Origin of the sequence: Natronococcus roseus, assembly GCF_043677095.1 — an archaeon.
Taxonomy (GTDB): Archaea; Halobacteriota; Halobacteria; order Halobacteriales; family Natrialbaceae; genus Natronococcus; species Natronococcus roseus.
Window position 1 is genome coordinate 1 of sequence record NZ_JBHLJR010000011.1, and the last position, 17,434, is coordinate 17,434.

Annotated in this window: 24 protein-coding genes; 12 read left to right on the forward strand and 12 right to left on the reverse strand. The window is 63.4% G+C overall.

Annotated elements, in window-relative coordinates; translation table 11 throughout:
* Window positions 1–254: 254 nt before the first annotated feature.
* The 12 genes from ACFEMD_RS21430 (at window position 255) to ACFEMD_RS21485 (ending at window position 11,011) form a co-directional block, all read left to right on the forward strand.
* Window positions 255–1,580 (forward strand): hypothetical protein, encoded by a 1,326-nt coding sequence (locus ACFEMD_RS21430; RefSeq protein ID WP_394743303.1) that lies wholly within the window; start codon window positions 255–257, stop codon window positions 1,578–1,580.
* 34 nt (window positions 1,581–1,614) lie between these two features.
* Entirely contained in the window at window positions 1,615–2,142 is a 528-nt protein-coding gene (locus ACFEMD_RS21435) for a hypothetical protein (protein ID WP_394743304.1), read from the forward strand.
* 29 nt (window positions 2,143–2,171) lie between these two features.
* A complete protein-coding gene (locus ACFEMD_RS21440) occupies window positions 2,172–2,396 on the forward strand; it encodes a hypothetical protein (protein ID WP_394743305.1) in 225 nt (74 codons plus the stop codon).
* A gap of 156 nt (window positions 2,397–2,552) precedes the next feature.
* Window positions 2,553–5,894 (forward strand): phage tail tape measure protein, encoded by a 3,342-nt coding sequence (locus tag ACFEMD_RS21445; RefSeq protein ID WP_394743306.1) that lies wholly within the window; start codon window positions 2,553–2,555, stop codon window positions 5,892–5,894.
* A 29-nt stretch (window positions 5,895–5,923) separates the two neighbouring features.
* A complete protein-coding gene (locus ACFEMD_RS21450) occupies window positions 5,924–7,405 on the forward strand; it encodes a hypothetical protein (RefSeq protein WP_394743307.1) in 1,482 nt (493 codons plus the stop codon).
* 67 nt (window positions 7,406–7,472) lie between these two features.
* Window positions 7,473–7,685, forward strand: a complete 213-nt coding sequence (locus ACFEMD_RS21455; protein WP_394743308.1) for a hypothetical protein — start codon at window positions 7,473–7,475, stop codon at window positions 7,683–7,685.
* Entirely contained in the window at window positions 7,679–8,239 is a 561-nt protein-coding gene (locus ACFEMD_RS21460) for a hypothetical protein (RefSeq protein WP_394743309.1), read from the forward strand. The genes ACFEMD_RS21455 and ACFEMD_RS21460 overlap by 7 nt, the downstream gene beginning before the upstream one ends.
* A gap of 142 nt (window positions 8,240–8,381) precedes the next feature.
* Window positions 8,382–9,296 carry a hypothetical protein gene (locus ACFEMD_RS21465; RefSeq protein WP_394743310.1) on the forward strand — a complete coding sequence of 305 codons (915 nt, stop codon included), beginning with the start codon at window positions 8,382–8,384 and terminating at the stop codon, window positions 9,294–9,296.
* Window positions 9,297–10,100: a hypothetical protein gene (locus ACFEMD_RS21470; protein ID WP_394743311.1), complete on the forward strand. Its 804-nt coding sequence runs from the start codon at window positions 9,297–9,299 to the stop codon at window positions 10,098–10,100.
* Window positions 10,101–10,151: 51 nt separating this feature from the next.
* Window positions 10,152–10,490, forward strand: a complete 339-nt coding sequence (locus tag ACFEMD_RS21475) for a hypothetical protein (RefSeq protein WP_394743312.1) — start codon at window positions 10,152–10,154, stop codon at window positions 10,488–10,490.
* Between the two features lie 25 nt (window positions 10,491–10,515).
* Entirely contained in the window at window positions 10,516–10,695 is a 180-nt protein-coding gene (locus tag ACFEMD_RS21480) for a hypothetical protein (protein ID WP_394743313.1), read from the forward strand.
* Window positions 10,688–11,011, forward strand: a complete 324-nt coding sequence (locus tag ACFEMD_RS21485; protein WP_394743314.1) for a hypothetical protein — start codon at window positions 10,688–10,690, stop codon at window positions 11,009–11,011. Before ACFEMD_RS21480 ends, ACFEMD_RS21485 begins: the two co-directional genes overlap by 8 nt.
* Window positions 11,012–11,115: 104 nt before the next feature.
* On the opposite strand, the gene ACFEMD_RS21490 is transcribed toward ACFEMD_RS21485, so the two are convergent.
* The 12 genes from ACFEMD_RS21490 to ACFEMD_RS21545 form a co-directional block, all read right to left on the reverse strand.
* Window positions 11,116–11,415 carry a hypothetical protein gene (locus ACFEMD_RS21490; protein WP_394743315.1) on the reverse strand — a complete coding sequence of 100 codons (300 nt, stop codon included), beginning with the start codon at window positions 11,413–11,415 and terminating at the stop codon, window positions 11,116–11,118.
* Window positions 11,412–12,980 (reverse strand): hypothetical protein, encoded by a 1,569-nt coding sequence (locus tag ACFEMD_RS21495; RefSeq protein ID WP_394743316.1) that lies wholly within the window; start codon window positions 12,978–12,980, stop codon window positions 11,412–11,414. Before ACFEMD_RS21495 ends, ACFEMD_RS21490 begins: the two co-directional genes overlap by 4 nt.
* Before the next feature lie 174 nt (window positions 12,981–13,154).
* Window positions 13,155–13,310 (reverse strand): hypothetical protein, encoded by a 156-nt coding sequence (locus ACFEMD_RS21500; protein WP_394743317.1) that lies wholly within the window; start codon window positions 13,308–13,310, stop codon window positions 13,155–13,157.
* Window positions 13,307–13,963 (reverse strand): hypothetical protein, encoded by a 657-nt coding sequence (locus ACFEMD_RS21505; RefSeq protein ID WP_394743318.1) that lies wholly within the window; start codon window positions 13,961–13,963, stop codon window positions 13,307–13,309. The genes ACFEMD_RS21500 and ACFEMD_RS21505 overlap by 4 nt, the downstream gene beginning before the upstream one ends.
* Window positions 13,960–14,307 carry a hypothetical protein gene (locus ACFEMD_RS21510; RefSeq protein ID WP_394743319.1) on the reverse strand — a complete coding sequence of 116 codons (348 nt, stop codon included), beginning with the start codon at window positions 14,305–14,307 and terminating at the stop codon, window positions 13,960–13,962. Before ACFEMD_RS21510 ends, ACFEMD_RS21505 begins: the two co-directional genes overlap by 4 nt.
* Window positions 14,308–14,434: 127 nt before the next feature.
* Entirely contained in the window at window positions 14,435–14,806 is a 372-nt protein-coding gene (locus ACFEMD_RS21515; protein ID WP_394743320.1) for a hypothetical protein, read from the reverse strand.
* A complete protein-coding gene (locus ACFEMD_RS21520) occupies window positions 14,803–14,964 on the reverse strand; it encodes a hypothetical protein (protein ID WP_394743321.1) in 162 nt (53 codons plus the stop codon). The genes ACFEMD_RS21515 and ACFEMD_RS21520 overlap by 4 nt, the downstream gene beginning before the upstream one ends.
* Window positions 14,961–15,140 (reverse strand): hypothetical protein, encoded by a 180-nt coding sequence (locus tag ACFEMD_RS21525; RefSeq protein WP_394743322.1) that lies wholly within the window; start codon window positions 15,138–15,140, stop codon window positions 14,961–14,963. The genes ACFEMD_RS21520 and ACFEMD_RS21525 overlap by 4 nt, the downstream gene beginning before the upstream one ends.
* Window positions 15,137–15,736: a hypothetical protein gene (locus ACFEMD_RS21530; RefSeq protein ID WP_394743323.1), complete on the reverse strand. Its 600-nt coding sequence runs from the start codon at window positions 15,734–15,736 to the stop codon at window positions 15,137–15,139. Before ACFEMD_RS21530 ends, ACFEMD_RS21525 begins: the two co-directional genes overlap by 4 nt.
* An 80-nt stretch (window positions 15,737–15,816) precedes the next feature.
* Window positions 15,817–16,575 carry a hypothetical protein gene (locus tag ACFEMD_RS21535; RefSeq protein ID WP_394743324.1) on the reverse strand — a complete coding sequence of 253 codons (759 nt, stop codon included), beginning with the start codon at window positions 16,573–16,575 and terminating at the stop codon, window positions 15,817–15,819.
* Between the two features lie 26 nt (window positions 16,576–16,601).
* Window positions 16,602–16,880, reverse strand: coding sequence for a helix-turn-helix domain-containing protein (locus ACFEMD_RS21540; protein WP_394743325.1), 279 nt, complete (start codon window positions 16,878–16,880; stop codon window positions 16,602–16,604).
* Window positions 16,881–16,997: 117 nt separating this feature from the next.
* The gene (locus ACFEMD_RS21545) at window positions 16,998–17,420 is read right to left on the reverse strand and encodes a hypothetical protein (protein ID WP_394743326.1); all 423 of its coding nucleotides are present in this window, start codon (window positions 17,418–17,420) and stop codon (window positions 16,998–17,000) included.
* Between the last annotated feature and the right edge of the window lie 14 nt (window positions 17,421–17,434).

Below are 17,434 nucleotides of genomic sequence, written 5' to 3' on the forward strand. Positions count from 1 at the left end.
GGAAAGTGTCAACGTACCCTCAGACAGAATCCCCTAATAGTATTACTATAGCCGATTCTGTCCAATGGCGAGTTGGTAGGTTCCTCTCCGAAACCCCGGTACGGGGCGGGGTTTTAGATCAGTTAGACAGCGGATACTACCACCTCCCGTAAGGGTGGCAAGACTCCCCACGGCCGATGACCCGGCGACGTCCGGCGAGGCCCTGGGTGTGACGATGTTTACGAGCGTTTCACCGCAGCAGATAAGATAAATCCATGCCAACTAACGACGAATCAGGAATGCGCCGTACTGGCGTATATTGGGCCCGAGAGGAAACGGACGACTTCGGGAATCCCGTCACGCCCGACGACCCGGACTTTTTCAGATACTCGACCGTCGTCGAGGGCCTGTCAATGGCCCCCGACGCGAATTTCGAGGAGCGGTCGGGTCTCGGTAACGCGGCCGGAGTCGACAAGAACCGAATGCAAGAGGTACACGAACTCTCGATCACGTACGACGTCGAGAGGTTTTTCGTCAACTCGGACGGCGACGTTCGGGACGCGTTCGCCGACGCCGCCCAGCGGACGATCGATAACAACCTCGCCTCGACTCACTCGTACCTCGAGGTCGAGAAAAAGGAAACGATCGTTCCGACCTCGACGTGGCATTCGTACTACTTTGAGGCCCTCGAGAACGACGCCCCCGACGGTGTCGATCCCGAGGATCCCTCGAGTCGCGCCACCCGGATCGTCGGGTACGGTCGTGGGTGTTACCCCGAGGAGGCCACCCTTACGATCGATCCCGAGGAGTCGGCCGTTCTTCAGGTCGAACTCGAGTACCGGGCCCGCAAGTCCCGGCGCTATCAGTTCGACCAGCCGGACGGCGAGTACATTCACGTTCGTTCTACCGACTCCGACGACGAGGGTCCCGTCGATCTCGAGACGGTCGACGGCGATCAGAACGAGCAGCTTGGGATCGACGGCGAGGAGTTCACGACCTCGAGTTCCGAGTTCGACTCCCTCCGCGTTCACCTCCCCGAGGACCTCGACGGAGACCTCGAGGTGTACGCCGGAGACTCCGACGGTCCGGAGGAACTCCTAACCGTGATCCGTGGCGCCGAGTCGTACGACGGGATCGAGGGGGACCGCGGCGTTCCTCTCCTCGGCGACGGCGAACTCGGCCCGGAGGAGGACGACCTCGGCGAGGGCCTGACGTCCCTGGGAACGGGGGCGACGTACATGGGCCACCCCGTCGGGCAACACATGGACTCGACGACGATCACCGTCACGAACGAGATCGAGGAGAACGGCACCGACGAGGGTCTCGCCATGGCCCTCAATCCGTCCGAGCTCGAGATCGTCGCCACCCCGACCGTGTTCGGGGAGACCGAGTCGCCCGAAAAGGTCGATCAGCACATGATCGGCGAGGAGGGAGCCCTCCGGTGGTCCGTCGGTGGCGGCGACGTCGAGATCCCGCGGGCCTACTGTCAGAACCCCGGGGAGACCGAAAAGGAGGAGGGCGAGGCCGTGATGCAACTCGAGACGGAGTACAAGGCCCTCCAGCCCGACGAGGGCGATCTCCTCCAGTTCACCCCAGCATAGAGCCGTAACTAACCCGAGTCACACCCAGTAATTCATGTCAGACGAAACTCTCCCAGCCGAAAGCACCGACACCGTAAACCCCGACTACGACGACCTCGAGGACGACGATCTCGTCTCCCTCGACGAGACGACCCTCCGCCGAGACGAGGAGGGGAACCTCCTCCCGGAGCGGATGTACGTCGAGGAACTCGGCGGCGAGGCCGTCGCCCGTCCCCTCGAACGGGACGAACGAAAGCGGTTCGTCGAGGACCTGTTCAGCGGCGACAAGGACGAACTCACGTCGGCCGAACTCGCCGAGTTGTTCGACAAGAAGATCGTCGCCCCCGACCTCGGCGGCCACCCGCTTTCCGAGGACGGTCGAGTGACGGAGCGGTTCGTCGAGGAGGGCCTCTCCCAGGCCAAAGAGGACGGCTTTTACATCGCCGTTCTGCTGGCCTCCGACGAACACGACATCGTTCGCCGGATCCGTGGCGAGTTCACCGAGAGTGAACTCGAACTCGCCAAGGCGAAAATGGCGGAGGAGGAACAGGCCGGTCCTCGAGCGGGAAACAGGGGCCGTTAAGCGACCTCGAACCCGCGGATAAGCGGCGTGTGTACGATTATTTCCTACACAAAGAGTGTGGATATACGTACACCGACTCCGGCCGCCTCGGGGAGCTAACCCGCCCCGAGGAGGAGGATCTTTTCCGCGGATACTATCTCTGGAAAAAGCACGTCGAGGGCGACGGAGAGGCGGCCTCCTCCTCCGGATCCTCGAAAGCTGATCAGGAACGCCGTTTCGACGCGTTCGCCGACGAGGTTAACGACGACGGATAGAGCCGACAGACACCGCCATTTTATAACTCCCCGCTAATGTCAATTGAAGCTGAACGTTTACAGGTACAAGTAGAATCCGACGGGGGCGACGACGTCGCCCGTTCCCTCGGTCGAGTCGAGGGTTCGGCCCTCGACGTCGAGAGGGCGGTCGGGGCCATGGGCGCGGCCGTGGCGGCCGCCTCGGCCACACTCGCCGGACAGGCCGTCTCGGCGGCCTCCGAATGGAACGATCAGATGAACGAACTCGAGCGGGTCTCCTCCGCGGAGACCGCCGAGGAACTCGACGGGGCGATCCGGGACATGGCCGAGTCGATCCCGATCGCCACCTCCGAACTCGCCAATATCGCCACCGAGGCCTCCCGGTTCGGGATCGAGGGGACGGAGAACGTCGAACAGTTCACCGAGACCGTCGCACAAATGGCGACGGCGACGGACCTCTCGACCGACGAGGCGGGGGAGGCTTTCGCCAAGCTGGCCGACCTCACTCAGACACCGATCGAGGATATCGATCAACTCGGTTCGAGCGTAAACGAACTCGCAAACAACGCGGCGACGTCGGCCTCCGAGATCGTCTCGAACATGATGAACTCGGCCTCGTCGTTGCAGAACCTCGGGGCCCAGGAGACGGAGATCGCCGGTCTCGCGGCCTCCATGAACGAGATGTACGACGACGCCTCGAACGCCGGGACGGCCCTGCAACGGATCGGGGAGGAAATGATGGATCCCCGAAACGTCGAGGGCCTCGCCGAGGCGTTCGGCGTTAACGTCGACGAGTTCGAGCGAATGCGCGACGAGGACCCGACGGAAATGATACAGAGCATGGCCGCCATGATGAACGAGGGCGGCGATCAGGCCGATATCCTCCGCGAGACCCTTACCTCGGTCTCCCGGACGGGCCTGAACAACCTCGGGAACAACCTCGAGGACACCGAGGATAACCTGAACATGGCGGCCGACGCGTTCGAGGAGAACGCGAGTATTCAGCGGGAGTTCGAGACGGCCAGCGACGCCCTCTCGGCCTCGGTTCAAATCCTCCGGAACACGGTTAACAATATTGCGATCGATATCGGTCGGGAATTTATCCCGGCTATCCGGACGGCCACCGAGGCCACCCAGTCCGTACTCTCGGCGTTCTCGGACCTAACCGGGGCCGGCTACGCCACCGAGGCGGCGATCGCCCTCGTGACGACGGGAGTGGCCGGAGCGGTGGCGGCCTTTCAGGCGTTCGCCCCCGCCCTGGGTGTCTCCGTGTCGTCGCTGGGAGCCCTCGCCACGGCCCTCGCCCCGATCGCTGGCCTGATCGCCGGGGTGACGGCGGCGGCCTCGGCGTTCGTTCGAGACCTGGGTGGCGTTCGCAGCATGGTCGAGGACGTCGTCGTCGCCCTCCGAGAGGGTCTCGTCGAGAATCTTAATTTCGCCGGGACCGTGTTCGGAGAGATCGCGGGCGATATCCGCGAACGCTGGGGTGGCGCGACCGAGGGGATCCTCTCCTCGATCGACTCGATCACCGACGGGATCACGGGGACCCTCCTCTCCGTCGTCGAGTCGATGTACACGAGAGTTGCCGAGGTACTCACCGACCTACACGTTCAGTGGCGCCTACACGGCGAGGACGTCCTCTCGACGATCGAGGAGTATTTCGGTATGATCGCCGAGCCTGTCGTGGCGGCGATCGACTCGATCACGGAGACGGTCGGAGAGGGTCTCCGATTCCTGAACGACTCGATCGTTCAGCCCCTCCTCGAGGGGATCCGGGGAGCGTTCGACGACACGTTCGGAGACCTCGATATCACCGTCGGAGAGGCCCTCTCCTCGGTTCAGGAACGGTTCGAGGAGACACTCGGCGTACTGAACGAGACGATCGTCGAACCCGCCCTGAACGCCCTCTCGGGCCTGTTCGAGGAGTACGGTGGCGATATCGAGACGGCCGTCGAGGAGTTCAGCGACACCCTCGCCGAGGAACCCCACCGGGCGATCCTCGAACTCCTCGAGACGGTCGTTCCCGGCCCCCTGGGCGAGTTCGTCGGAGCCGTCGCTGAAAACCTCGAGGAGATCGAGGCCACGGCGGCCGAGGTGTGGGAGTCGTTCGAGGAGACCGCCCGCGAGACGGCGGAGCAGGTCCGTTCAACGTTCACGACGGACATGTCGGAAATGGAGGGCGACACCTCCGAGACCCTGTCGGGAATGGTCGAGACGTTCCGCGAGACGAGGGAACTTGTCACGGAAGTTGTAAATCAACTCACCTCGACCCTGATCGATACGATCGGCCCGTTCCTCGAGGAAATGTCGGCAATTTGGGAACAGCATTTCCTCGGCGATAACGGGATCCTCGAGAACACTCGGGAGGCCCTGACGTCGATCTATCAGGACGTCGTCGAACCCATCCTGTCGACACTTCAAGAAGTGTGGCGACAGTGGGGCGACGAGATCATGATGATCGTCGAGGGCGTTATGGGTACGATCACGACGGCGATCGAGATCGGAATGGACGCCGCCCTAACGGCGATCAACGTCGCCCTGAACCTGATCGCCGGGGACTGGGGCGACGCCTGGGAGAACATCGCCGACTTTGTTACCCGGACCCTCTCCCGGATCGCCGACTGGATCCGTTCAGACGCCGCCTCGATGATCGAGGGGGCGGTCCGAATCGTGATCGACATGATCACGAACCTGTTCGAGAACCTGTACGACGCCCTGATCGGGAACTCCCTGATCCCGTCGATGTTCGAGGACATTCGGTCGTACATCGCCAACACGGCGGCCTCTATGATCGAGACCGCCGTCTCGACCGTGATCGACACGGCCGAACGGGCGTTCGAGTGGCTTACCGGCACCGGGTCGGGAACGCTACACGGCGACGTTCAGTCGGCCCTCGAGGACGTCACGTCGTGGGTTCGAGACACCGCCTCGAGCCTATTCGACTCCGCCGTCGACTCGGTCGTGAACTCGGCCGAGACCGCGGCCGAGTGGCTGATCGGGACCGGTGACGGGACACTCCTCGGCGACGTTCGTTCGGCGTTCGAGGAGATCGCCTCGTGGATCGGGTCGACCGCCCGGGAGAACATCGACTCGGCCGTTCAGTCGATCGTCGACTCGGTCGAGGAGACCATGTCGGGCCTCGGCGAGTCGATCACGGAGCTATTTACCTCGACATGGAACGGCTCCGTCGGGGGTGCGAGCCTGTCGATCCCGGAGGTTAGCCAGGATATCCCCGACTGGGTCCCCGAGTACGGGGGAGAGTCGTTCAGTCTCGGCGGGCAGGAACTCACTGTTCCGTCCCTCGACACGGGTGGGTACATTGAACGGGACGGCCTCGCCATGCTACACGCTGGCGAGGAGGTCGTTCAAAAGGCCCACGTCGATCGGTCCGGCAGCGCCGGGGAGGGCAACTCGAGCGGTGGCGGCGACACCTATATCGAGATTTACGCCCCGAACACTCCGGCGGGCGAGATCCGGAACGAACTCGACTCCGAAATGCGATCCCACGGCCTCGACTGATCGAGGCCACTTCTTTACAACCTAACGTTATGACTATCAAAAACGCGGGAGCGGCGATCTACGGGTACCGCCCTGGGAACGAGTCGACCGATCGGGACGCCGCCGACTGGGTGATCCCAGCCCAGGATATCGATCAGGTTCAGATATCCGAGCGGGGCGAGGACCTCGCCGACACGGCCGAGTTCTCGATCGATAACTGGGGTGGCAAACACACCCACGAGTCGACGGCCCCCGATCACGGCGATCGGATCGAGTTCTGGCTACACGCCCCGGCCCTCGCCGAGTACGACCGCTCCGATCGGTACGGCGAGGACGATTACTCCTCCGACGACGACCTCGCCCACGAGTGGACGGGACTGATCCGAGCACCGGTACAGAACGAGTTCAGCGGCGGCGAGAGTTACGAACTCTCGTTCGAGGCGGGCGACTACGTGTACGAGATCCTCGGAGATCGTCGAGACTATCACTCTTACCGGGAGGAGACTCCGGGCGAGATCATGCGGACGGCGATCGAGGCGGAGGCCGAGGAGATCGACACCTCCCTGATCGACATGGAGGGCCCGGAGACAAACATCCGGGCGAACGGTAAGAAGCTACTCGAACTCCTACACGAGTGTCTGCAACGCTCGAATACCGTCTCGTGGTCCGCTGGCCGGGCCCTCGGCCTCAAACCCGCCGAGGAGGTCGAACCCCGCCTCGAGACGTACAAGGGCGCCGGAGACTACAACTCCGCGAGTTGGGAGAGCTCCGACGATAACATGGCGACGTCGCTCCGAGTCGTCGGTGGGAGTTCCTCCGAACTCGACGACGAACGGGACCGCGAGAGTGGGGAGATCGCCTCGGAACACGACCGCCTCACCGCCCGGATCCCGACCCGTAAGTCTGAACTACACGAGATCGAGATATGGATCGATCCGAGTGTGACCGACTCGGAGGAGTCGGTGACGGTCCGGCTGCAAAGTGGCGACGACGACGGTCCCATCGCTATCGAGGACGGAAAGTCTGACATAGAGGACCGGACCCTCTCCGAGGAGTTCCTCGGGAACGACGGCTGGGTGACGTTTGAAATGCCGAGTCACCACATGCACGTTACGGAGCCCTGGGTGATCGCCGAGTCGGGCGGGGAGGACGGCCAATATATCGGGACCGACGGGGCGGATAACCTCGCCTATCGGGCCCATTTCCCGTTCCCGGTGAACATGCAAGTCGACCGGGAGGAGGCCTCACAACGGTACAGGCGCCGGGACGAACACAAGAAGGCCGAGGAGATCCGAACCCACGAGGCGGCCGAGGACTTTGCGAACGGCCACCTCGACGAGAACGATCACCCCTCGAGGGAGGCCACGTTCGAGGCCTCGAGGCCCAGGTTTCACGCCTTGCAGGTCGGGGACCTGATCGAGGTCGACGATCCCAAGCTGGGAGCCGTCGGGACCTACGTCGTCAAACAGCGCGACACCGTGTACGACGGGACCGACGTCGAGACCTCGATCATTACCCGGCGGTGGGAGTGACGGCTCCGAGAGGGCCGCCATACGGACGCACGTTCTGACTTCCGACTAAACGAGTCCAGACACCACTATGAATACGAACCGTAACAGCGCGGCGATCATGCGGGAAATGAACCGAGACCTCGAGCGGCTGAAACAAGACGAGGAACCCGAGGGGGCCGTCGAGTTGGTCCGGCGGGTCGAGGCTGAAACGGAGACCGACGTCGAGGTCGAGACCGACGTGGCAGAGGCGGGTTCTTGGGAGTGGAGCGAGAGTTCCGTATGGGGGTTCAGTACATGGTAGACCCAGCGGATACGATCGGTTCAGTCGAGGAGACGGCCACCACTCTCGAGAACGTCGAGGCCCGGGTGATCGACACGGATATCGCCACGGCCCACGTCCCCGAGTGGCCCGCCCTCCCTGTCGAGGCGAAAATGGCGCTAATGGCCTCCGCCGAGGTCCCGACGACGGTGATCCGGGACAGGAACACGACGACGGACGGGTATCACGCCCTCCTCGTCGATCTCCTCGACGCCTCGGCCGACGCCGATCTCACCGACGACGTGTACCTCGACGTCGGGGAGGGCGCCGAGGACGGGACTGATCCCAGCAACGAGGAGGTGAACGACGAGGTGACGTCGGTCGAGGCCACGGCGTTCAACGGGTACCCCTCCGAGGGCGAACTCCGAGTACTGAGCTTCATATCGCCGAACGTGGCGAACGGCCACGTCCTCGACGAGGTCGGCCTCCGCTACGGCGACCGTATGGTGAACCACTCGACCCTCACCCGCGAGATCGAGAAGGACGAAAACACCGAGGCGACGATCACCGTCGTTCTCTCATTCGGACACGCCTAACATGACTGATAAAGTAAACATCTCGCCCGGACAGGGCAACGTTCCGATCTCGACTGCAAAGTCTTTCAAAAGAGGCCCCGGAGACTACGTCGTTCCTAACGGCGTACTTCTCATTTTCGACCTGTACGATGAACTCGGGGAGGTGTACGACGACGCGTTCGAGTACGTCCCGTCGAACTCCGAGGGTCTCGAGGTCGAGATCAACACCGGGGAGGCCGTCGTCGAGGGCGCTATCCTCGCCCGAGACGATCGTACGGATGTAACGCTCGACGACAACTCGTCGGGCCAGACGGTGTACGTCGGGTGGGCCCACAACGCCACCGACACGGTGATCGTCGGCCTCGAGGGCGAGTTCGGCGACGACGATCCCCGTCTCCCGATCTACGAGTTCGACACGGCCGACGGCGAGGTCGACGATTACGAGGACCTCCGACCCGTGGGGATCGAGAACGCGCAGTCGGACATGTTCTATTCACGAGCGGCCGCCGACGAGGAGTTCCTCTCCTCGAGTGGGGGGATCGTCGAGGGTGGGAACCTTGAACTTAGGGACGGGGCGTCGGTGAACCTGTACTCCGAGGGTGGGTCGTACGAGTATTACCTACACGGATCTGACGAGTTCGACGGTGTCGAGGGTGGTTTCCTCACGAGTTCCGGCGACCACCGCCCGTTCACGGTCCGGAACCACCGGACGAATACCATGATTTTCGACGACGGCGACGTCGAAATGCCGAACGGGGACCTCGAACTCGCCGACGATGTTACCCTGTTCGGAAATAAAACCGGCAGCGGGTCGGGCCTGGGTCTCGGAGAGGGGGCGTACTACGGGTATTATGAGGGATATCTAACGACGTACGCTTACTCCGACGACGAACCCGAGGGGTGGCGTGTTCGGGATCCCGACGGGACCGGTGACGTCCTCCGGGTCGACACCGGCGACGATCCCGAGGTCGAGGCCGAGGCCGCCACCCAGGGGTTCGACTGGGGAGACGAGAACTCGATCGAGATCGACGGGGCCTCCGAGGGAGGGACTTTTACGTTCCACATGGAGGAGAAATAAATGGGCGAGTCGGGGTACGAGGACGGCGGGACCGACCTCGAGATCGACGAGATCGAGTACGAGGTGAACGGCACCGAGTACGTGTGTTATAAGATCACGTACGAGATCGACGGAGTCGAGTACGTCGCCTGGGAGGACACCGTCGAGGTCGACCTGTTCGAGCGGGACGAACTCGGGTACTACATTCACGACGACGGACAGGCGACACTCCCACAGATATCGACGTCGAACCCCTGGGAGGGAGACCGATCGTATTGGCAAGAGGCCGGGTCTCCGAACGGCGTGGCGAACCTGTCGCCGGAGAACTCCTCGTACTCCTCGAGTTCCCAGGACGTCGTTCTCGACAGTTACCTCCTCGACTCCGACGACGACGATCAGGTCCTCGAGTTCTATTTCGACCCGGCGACGTGGTCCGGATCCCAGCAGTTTCGGTTCGGGTTCCTCGTCGATGGATACGATCCGCTCGGGTCGAACTCGGTCCGACTCCGATACACCGACGGGTATCACCGGATCGAACACCACGGCTCGGACCTGTACGGTGGCGGGGGATCCGCCGAGTCGTTCGAGTCGATCACCGGAGGGAACTACCACCGAGTCGTCGTCGACTGTTCGGAGTTCCCGTACATCGAGGCCCATACGTGGGACGCCGAGACGGGCGAGTTCATCGACACGGTCTCCGGCGAGGACACGCCTCAGACCGAGGAGCCTGGGATCGAGATATGGTCGAACGACGATACCGAGGTGTTCGTCGATCACATCAACCTGATCGACGAGGACGATTACGAGGCGGGCGAGGACCTGTAAACCAGCGGGCCGATGAGCCGTCGGGGCGAGGCCCTCCTACCAATTCCAACCATGTCAGACGAAAACGCAAACGCAAACGAAAGCGCAAACGGTCGGGTCGAGAGCTCTGAACCCGAGGAGATCGGGGACACTTTCGGTACCGGTGAGGGGATCCTGTTCAGCGAGGACATGGGCCCCCGGCACTCGCGGGGCCTCGTGTACCTGTTCACGGCCGTCTCCGTCGCCCTGATCGTATGGCTGATTTACGACCCGAGTCGTACAGAACACTATCCGATTCTCGCCGACGTCGTATCGTACGGTGTCGGTCTCCTAATCCTGGGGACTTTCTTCAAGATCCTCGGGACCGAGGTAATCGCCGATCTCCTCTCGGCGTGGCGGGGCGGGAAGTGAGGGAGTGGCGGTTCTATACACATGAATGATCGAGTTAAGCAACCGAGAGGTGGCGATCACGCTGATCGCCGTCGTCGTCGTGTTTATCACGTTCGACGCTTTCGGGTTGATCGAGGCAAAGACGGATCACCTAATGGTCCTCTCGGGACTTATCACGGCCCTGCTGGGAGCCCGGCAGTTAGAACGAGGTGGTCCGAATGAGTGAACAGCAGGCGGTCGACGCCCTGTACTACCTCACCGCGTTCGTCGGGTACTTCGGTTTCGCTTTCGGACTGATCGCAGCGATCTATCTCGAGGAGATCGTCGAGGCGGAGTTCCGTACGTGGTTCCCACTCGCCGCCTCGAGTCTCGCGTTCGCCATGATCGCCGGGGAAATGACCGTCGCTTACCCCGAACATCAGTTACTCCTCCGCGCCGTCGGACTCGCCTGTTTCCTCGTCGTTCAACTGCTGGCCGTTAAGTGGGCCCTCGAGGAGGCCGGGGACACTGTCGAGTTGCCTACGTGGCTCCCCGGCAGATAGCTATTTCTCGGAGCGTATTCGCCCCTACGATCGGTCGCCGTTCTGACCGAGGGGTTTCCATCCTATCACTGCAAAAAGAGACTCACGGCCGAACAGTGGCAACGCTATCGGCGGGGTATGACTAAGTCCCAGCTATCGGCGAGGTACGGCTCCCCCTCGAGGTACTCGCCGAACGCCACGGCCCGGACGGCCTCGACCGGAACGACCCGCGACACCATACCCTCCCGGGCGTCGGGCCACGCCGAGGGGACGTACCCGATCTCGTTCGAGGCGAGGGTCGGCCCCGTCTCCTCGACCTCCGCGTTCGAGGTCGCCGTAACGACGGCGTCGAACCCACCCCTCACGCGGATAGCGTTCCCGACCTCGAGGTCCTCGGCCGTGATCTCCCGGGCGATCGGGTTCACGACTCGCCACCTCCGGCGACGGCCCGGGCCTCCTCGAGGACGTCCCGGCCGTCGGCCTGATCGATCTCCCGAACGAAACCGTCGAGTTCCTCGAGGAGGCCGTCCGGCCCGTGGGAGGAGTCGTACACCCCCACCTTACCGCTGGGCCGGACACGCCACTCGACGGCTCCCTCGCCGTCGGGTTCGACCCACGTCGCCGACCCTGGGTTCGAGGCGAGTGTCTCCGTACAGGCGATCTCCCCCTCGACGTCCCGACCGTCCCGGAACCGGAGGATCACACGGTCGCCCATGTCGGCCTCGACCGAGTTGTCGTGTTCGACCCGGCCGCCGTCGGTGACGATCTCGGGATCGTCGTCGTGATCAGTATCCGACCCTTCGTAACGCCGTGAGTCGATGATCGACATACTCCCATCAGACTCGACAGATACGCATACGTCGCCATTTCTGACGATTGTACGCTCACTTGTGGACTCAACAACCTGCAACGTATCGCCCATAGATGTACCGCCGTCGGTGACGATCTCCCGATCGTCGTCGCCGTCGTCGTCGGCCTCGAACCACTCCCCGGCCGGATCCTCCTCGACATGGCCGCCGAAACACACGAAACACGGGAGTTCGCCCTCCTCCTCGTCGTACTCGAACCCGGGACACTCCTCCGGAAACCGACAGTACGGGGAGCGGGAGACGTACTCGAGGTCCTCGACCTCCTCGGGAACGACTCCGCCGTCGGGGAGGACCTGTCGATCACGGCCGCCGGGGACGACGTCGTCGGCTGGCGTGTCGCCGTCCTCGTCTCCCTCGAGGGCCTCGATCTCGGCCATACTGATCGTCGGGACGCCACGGAGCGGGTCGGACGGGTACTCCTCGACCTGGGAGAGGACGACGTACCGCTGATCGTCGACACACTCCGGACACACGGTGTCGCCCTCGTCGGGAGTTCCGGTGTCGCCCTCGTCGGGAGTTCCGGTGTCGCCCGTGTACCCACACTCGGGACAGTAGAAGGCCGGGACGTCGCCCTCGTCGCCGTCCTCGGAGTCGTCCTCCTCGGTCTCGCGTTCGCCGTCGAGGCGGTCGACTTTCAGCGTACAGCCGGTCGAACAGGTGTCGGCCTCCCGCTGGGGGTGAACGGCCTCGGTACAGCCCTTGCGGACACACTGTCGGTCGGGTTCGGTGAACTCGATCGAGTACACGTCTCCGACGGCTCGACTGTCGCCGCCGTCCTCGAGGTCGCCGCCGACCTGGGTTCGGAGGGTCGGAGTTCCCTCCTCTCGGTCGGTCGTACTGATCGTGTGGGTGTTCTTGCCTTCGGGCGTGAACACGAGGGTGAAGTACGTGTTCTCGACCTCGTACGCCCACTTTCCGGAGCCCTTCTCGGTCCCGGCCTCGACGACCTCGGCCTCCTCGATCTCGGCGTGGACCTCCTGGGGGTTCCCGTTCGTTCCGATGTACTTAACGCGGACCGTCGAACTCGGGGCGAGTCGGTCGTTCTGAATGGCGTCGATCGCGTCGGTTTCGTTCTTGATCTCGCCGTCGGCCTCGAACTCCTCGAAGGTGGTTTGCTTCATGACTACACCCTACTATTGTGTGGCACCCCTAATAAAGCTACCGGAGTTCGTTCACACTCTGAGAAAAAGCGGGAACGGATCAGTCGAGTTCGGGGAGTACGGCCCCACAGTACGGACAGTACGAGGCCGCGGCCGTGAACTCGCTATCGCACTCGGGACACGTTCGGCTGTACGTCACACTCGGGGCCGGGCGTCGAGGGTCGGTATCTCGTCGGTCGTGTCGATGGGTCGCACACACGCCTTACACTCCCGACAGTACGCCGTTCCTCCGGGGGCGTCGCCCTCACACCCTGGGAACAGACACCCGGTCTCCTCTCGAGGATCGATCACGACTCGATCACCTCGCCACCGTCGGCCACGGCCCGGGGCGGCTGGGGATCGACCTCGATCTCCTCGATCCCGCCGACCGACGTCTCGAGAGTTCCGTGTTCGCCGACCCACTCGGCGGCGTGAGGCGGTTCGACCCAACACTCCGGGACGTGGGGCCCGTCCTCGGGGTTCGGCTCGAGGCGGTGTTCAAGCGGGTCGTCGTGGGTGTGATCGTCGAGGTCGGCCCCGCAGTGATCACACTCCCCTCGAGCGTACGAGTTCGCAAGGATCCCACACTCCCCACAGAGGGAGTAACACGGGATCGAGACCCGCCGGGCGGCGTATTGCCAGCAGGTGATCAGTACTCGAGTCGTCCCGCCGTGATCGCTATCCTCGACGTCGCCGAACACCCACACGGTGAACGTCTCCGGGTGAATCCGGGCCTGTTCGCCGTTGTACTTGTCGGGGTTCTCGACGATCATGTTACACGGCAACGACTCGGAAAAGTGCTTGAGGAGGAGGAGTCGATACGAGTACCGCCCGCCGACCGCGGCCCGGACCGTGTCGGGATCGTCGGCCCCGATCACTCGTTCGGCGAACCGCTCCTCGGCGTGTTCTCCGACGACGACTCGGGGATCGCCTGGGAGGTACGGTTCGGGGTGGCCTGAACTCATGCTGGGATCGCCCCGTTCGACACGGCCTCGAGGAGATCGGGTTCGGCCCCGGCCTCGTACTCGTTCGTTTCGACCTCGATCACGCCACCACTCTCGACGACCCGGACCGGGAGGAGGACCGAGTCGGAGAGTTCCGACCCGTCGATCCCCGGAGCCGTCGCCTCGAGTTGGGCGTACGCCCCCGATCCCGCCGGAACGTCGAGGCGGCCGCCCTCGCCCTCGAGGCGGTACTGAACGGCCTCGGAGGCCTCCGTCGCTCGCCCGTCTCGTGTACACGTACGACTCTCCCGGCCGACGACGATGTTAGTGATCTCGGTCTGTTCTCCGCCCGTGTGGATTATCATTTTCGCGTTCATGTCTCGTTTTGGCGTCGATGGGTTCCCAGCGCGGCGGTTCACCGCGCCGTACCTATTCCTATGTGACTGATATACAATAAAGCTGCCGGTCCCTGGGAACAAAGTGTTCCCGAGGTTAGAACTCCGAGGCGTGAACGAGGTCCTCGAAATAAATCGGATCGTCGGCCTTTTGACAGGTCCGACACACGTAGTACGACCCCTCTCGGTCCGATCGGGAGCGGGGAGTGGCGAAACGGGCCCGCCACCCCGTGTGTCCTCGAGGACACCGCCACGCCCACGGCTGGGAGAACCGCCCGCCACCCGAGGCCCGCGGGGACCGCTCGGAGTGTTCAGTCGAAGCACGGTGTCGGTACTCGCGGCCGTCGGCCTCGACCCGGACCGTGGCGTCGATCACGCCCGCCTCGGTGATCTCGTGATCGACACGGATCGAGTCGGCCGAGGAGACCCGTTCGCCGACCTCGAGGGGTGGGGTTCGGGCCGTACTCATCGTCGATCAAGGGTCTCGAGCGCCAGCAGAACGGCCATGTACCCGACGAAACTAACGAGACCGATCGCAGCGATCTCCGCCGTCGACTGGGGGGACAGGGAGGTCCCCACCATAACGCCGACGGCGTACACGACCGAGGGGGTAACTCGATCGGTCATACGTCGATCGCCTCCGACGGATCCGAGACCGAGGCCCCCAGGGCGACGACGGCCACGGCCGCCACCATAGCCGAGAGGAGGCCCATTACGATCGCCCCGGAGAGGAACGACACGACGGACCAGAACGCCGAGACGATCATGATCGACACGACGAGGGGATCACCGTCGGACGTCACGGCTCCCACCCCTCGACGGCCGCCACGGCAGCGTTCCGCTGGGTGTCTCGTTCCTCGAGATCCTCCCGGACCTCGACCGTCACCTTGTCGATCGCCTCGGATAGGTCCTCCCCGTCGAGGGAGTCGGCCACCGCCTCGACCTGGGCGTCGGACGGGACGGACATTAGGCCGGTCGGATCCGACTCGAACCCCTTTCCCGCGACGACGACAGGGCCCTCGTGGGGGAGACCTCCCGGGGCGCGGATAGCCACGCCGATGTACCACTCCCCGACCTCCTCGAGGTCCTTGGCGACGGTCTCGAGGTCCTCGTCCTCGACGTCGAGGGAGGGTTCGGGACCCTCGAGTTCGGGAGCCCGCGTTCGGAACTCCTCGATCAGGTCCTCGAGGGCCTCGAGTTCCTCCTCCCGAGGGAGGAGGGTAACGTCGGAGTCGGGCCACGGCCCTCCATGTTCGGCGATCACGAGGTGTTGAGTGGTGGCGAAACCACGGACCCCGTTCTCGGCGGTCTCGCCGTGATCAGGGTCCTTGCTCGGTTCTGGTTCTGCAATCTGTACGTACTCGGTCTCGTCGTCGGGTCGTAGTTCGGAGTGTCGCATGGGTTGATGGGTTCAGTATAGCGTTCAGCGGTTTACGCTCGCGTTTACGAAAGCGCAAACGGCTGCGTTTACGGGTTTGTTTACGACTCGATGCGCGGGGCGAGGAGGACCTCGGCGTTCGAGTACTCGACGGGCGAGTACTCGAGGGTGATCGGGTGTTCGTGGTCGAATTGTAGGGCGATCTCGTCGTCGTGGGCGCCCTTAACGTCGCCCGCGACCCGTTCGAGGTAATCGTACGAGAACATCGACTCGTCGGCCCCAGTGATCTCCGGCTGGGTGATCGCCTCGCCACCGATCCGGTACTCGAGATCGTCGGAGTCTCCCTCGGCCGCCACGACGACCTCCTCCTCGTCGGGATCGCCACGGATCACGGCGTGGTCGGAGACGAGGTCGACCATGCTAACGGCCTCGGCGAACGACTCGCCGTCGATCTCGGCTCCGTTCGACAGGTCGAGGTCGTTCATGTCCGGCTGGGCGCGGATAGTGTTCGGGTCGAGGAGGGCCATGCTCACTGTCGCCCGATCGCCGATACTGATCTCGAGGTCGAGGGACTCGGTAACGCGGAGTTCGATCAACTCGCCGGAGTTCGCCTTACCGATCATGTCGGCGAACTTGCGGTCGTGTGGGATCCCGAGGATCGAGGCGTCGGGACCGGCCTCGGGATCGTAATGCTCGAACCCGGAGCGGGTGAGTCGGCCCCGGACCATGATCACCTGGGAGGGGCCCACGGCAGCGGTTTGTAGGCCCGCCTCGGCAACTTCAAGTTTGTACTCCTCGACGGCGGTGGCGATAGTATCGGTCCAGTTCTGCAAGCGGCTGGCCTCAATGATTGCGTGCATGTTTAAGCGTTGATGGGTTTCGCTGGTTAGGCGTCGGCAGTTCGTTCGGCGGCCTGTTCCTCGTGACGGGCCCTCGCCTCGGCGACGATCAGGCCCTCGACGATCCGGGCGAGGGTCGGGAGTGTCGGATCCGTCTCGCCCATTTCGACACCCTCGACGGTGTTGATGTGAACCCCGGCGGTCTCGGCGAGTTCACGCCGTGACAGGCCGAGGTCGTGGCGGAGGGAGCGGATATCCTCCGGGGTGGGGAGTACGATCTCCCGCGGGGAGTCGAGTGTGTCGTCGGTGTCGGTCCGTTCGTTCATGTTATCAGCGGGAACCGGTGTTCCCACTCGTAATATGGTGGGTGGGGATAAATAAAAGCTTCGGAGACCGTTCCCGAGGAGTTAACGAGAGGAGAGGAGGGAGGCCCAGGTCGGAAATTATCGGGACGCAGCCTCTACAACGTCCCTACTGCTGAAATCTCCGTCCATGTTCTCCCGTATTTCCTGAACGTCTCGGTTGATGTGAAATACCACGTCGGCTAACCGTCGGACCTCCTCGGTTAACTCCTCGACCTCCTCGCCGCTCGAAGGGTCTCGGCGGCCGACTCGAGCGGACATTTCCTCGTACGTGTCGAGGGCCTCCTCGAACTCCCGGGCGAGTTCTGGTTCATCCTCCCCTAACTCCTCGACGACGTCGGGGTGGAGGGTGGCGAACCACCCCATGTGGTACCGCATCGCCTTTTCCATTTCTTGCGCGAGGCGGCCTCGGTACACTCCGCCGTTCTCTTTCCGTACGAGCCACTTGTACGCCTCTGCGAGTTTACCGGGTACTCTCGGACCGAGTTGTTCTTTCTCTGCCATACTAACACATTGGG

Coding starts and splice junctions, on each gene's coding strand:
- ACFEMD_RS21430 (WP_394743303.1), top strand. CDS start 255: ATGCCAACTAACGACGAATCAGGAATGCGCCGTACTGGCGTATATTGG.
- ACFEMD_RS21475 (WP_394743312.1), top strand. CDS start 10,152: ATGTCAGACGAAAACGCAAACGCAAACGAAAGCGCAAACGGTCGGGTC.
- ACFEMD_RS21460 (WP_394743309.1), top strand. CDS start 7,679: ATGGTAGACCCAGCGGATACGATCGGTTCAGTCGAGGAGACGGCCACC.
- ACFEMD_RS21530 (WP_394743323.1), bottom strand. CDS start 15,736: ATGCGACACTCCGAACTACGACCCGACGACGAGACCGAGTACGTACAG.
- ACFEMD_RS21515 (WP_394743320.1), bottom strand. CDS start 14,806: ATGAGTACGGCCCGAACCCCACCCCTCGAGGTCGGCGAACGGGTCTCC.
- ACFEMD_RS21470 (WP_394743311.1), top strand. CDS start 9,297: ATGGGCGAGTCGGGGTACGAGGACGGCGGGACCGACCTCGAGATCGAC.
- ACFEMD_RS21450 (WP_394743307.1), top strand. CDS start 5,924: ATGACTATCAAAAACGCGGGAGCGGCGATCTACGGGTACCGCCCTGGG.
- ACFEMD_RS21480 (WP_394743313.1), top strand. CDS start 10,516: ATGATCGAGTTAAGCAACCGAGAGGTGGCGATCACGCTGATCGCCGTC.
- ACFEMD_RS21505 (WP_394743318.1), bottom strand. CDS start 13,963: ATGAGTTCAGGCCACCCCGAACCGTACCTCCCAGGCGATCCCCGAGTC.
- ACFEMD_RS21435 (WP_394743304.1), top strand. CDS start 1,615: ATGTCAGACGAAACTCTCCCAGCCGAAAGCACCGACACCGTAAACCCC.
- ACFEMD_RS21495 (WP_394743316.1), bottom strand. CDS start 12,980: ATGAAGCAAACCACCTTCGAGGAGTTCGAGGCCGACGGCGAGATCAAG.
- ACFEMD_RS21445 (WP_394743306.1), top strand. CDS start 2,553: ATGGGCGCGGCCGTGGCGGCCGCCTCGGCCACACTCGCCGGACAGGCC.
- ACFEMD_RS21535 (WP_394743324.1), bottom strand. CDS start 16,575: ATGCACGCAATCATTGAGGCCAGCCGCTTGCAGAACTGGACCGATACT.
- ACFEMD_RS21540 (WP_394743325.1), bottom strand. CDS start 16,880: ATGAACGAACGGACCGACACCGACGACACACTCGACTCCCCGCGGGAG.
- ACFEMD_RS21510 (WP_394743319.1), bottom strand. CDS start 14,307: ATGATAATCCACACGGGCGGAGAACAGACCGAGATCACTAACATCGTC.
- ACFEMD_RS21455 (WP_394743308.1), top strand. CDS start 7,473: ATGAATACGAACCGTAACAGCGCGGCGATCATGCGGGAAATGAACCGA.
- ACFEMD_RS21485 (WP_394743314.1), top strand. CDS start 10,688: ATGAGTGAACAGCAGGCGGTCGACGCCCTGTACTACCTCACCGCGTTC.
- ACFEMD_RS21520 (WP_394743321.1), bottom strand. CDS start 14,964: ATGACCGATCGAGTTACCCCCTCGGTCGTGTACGCCGTCGGCGTTATG.
- ACFEMD_RS21545 (WP_394743326.1), bottom strand. CDS start 17,420: ATGGCAGAGAAAGAACAACTCGGTCCGAGAGTACCCGGTAAACTCGCA.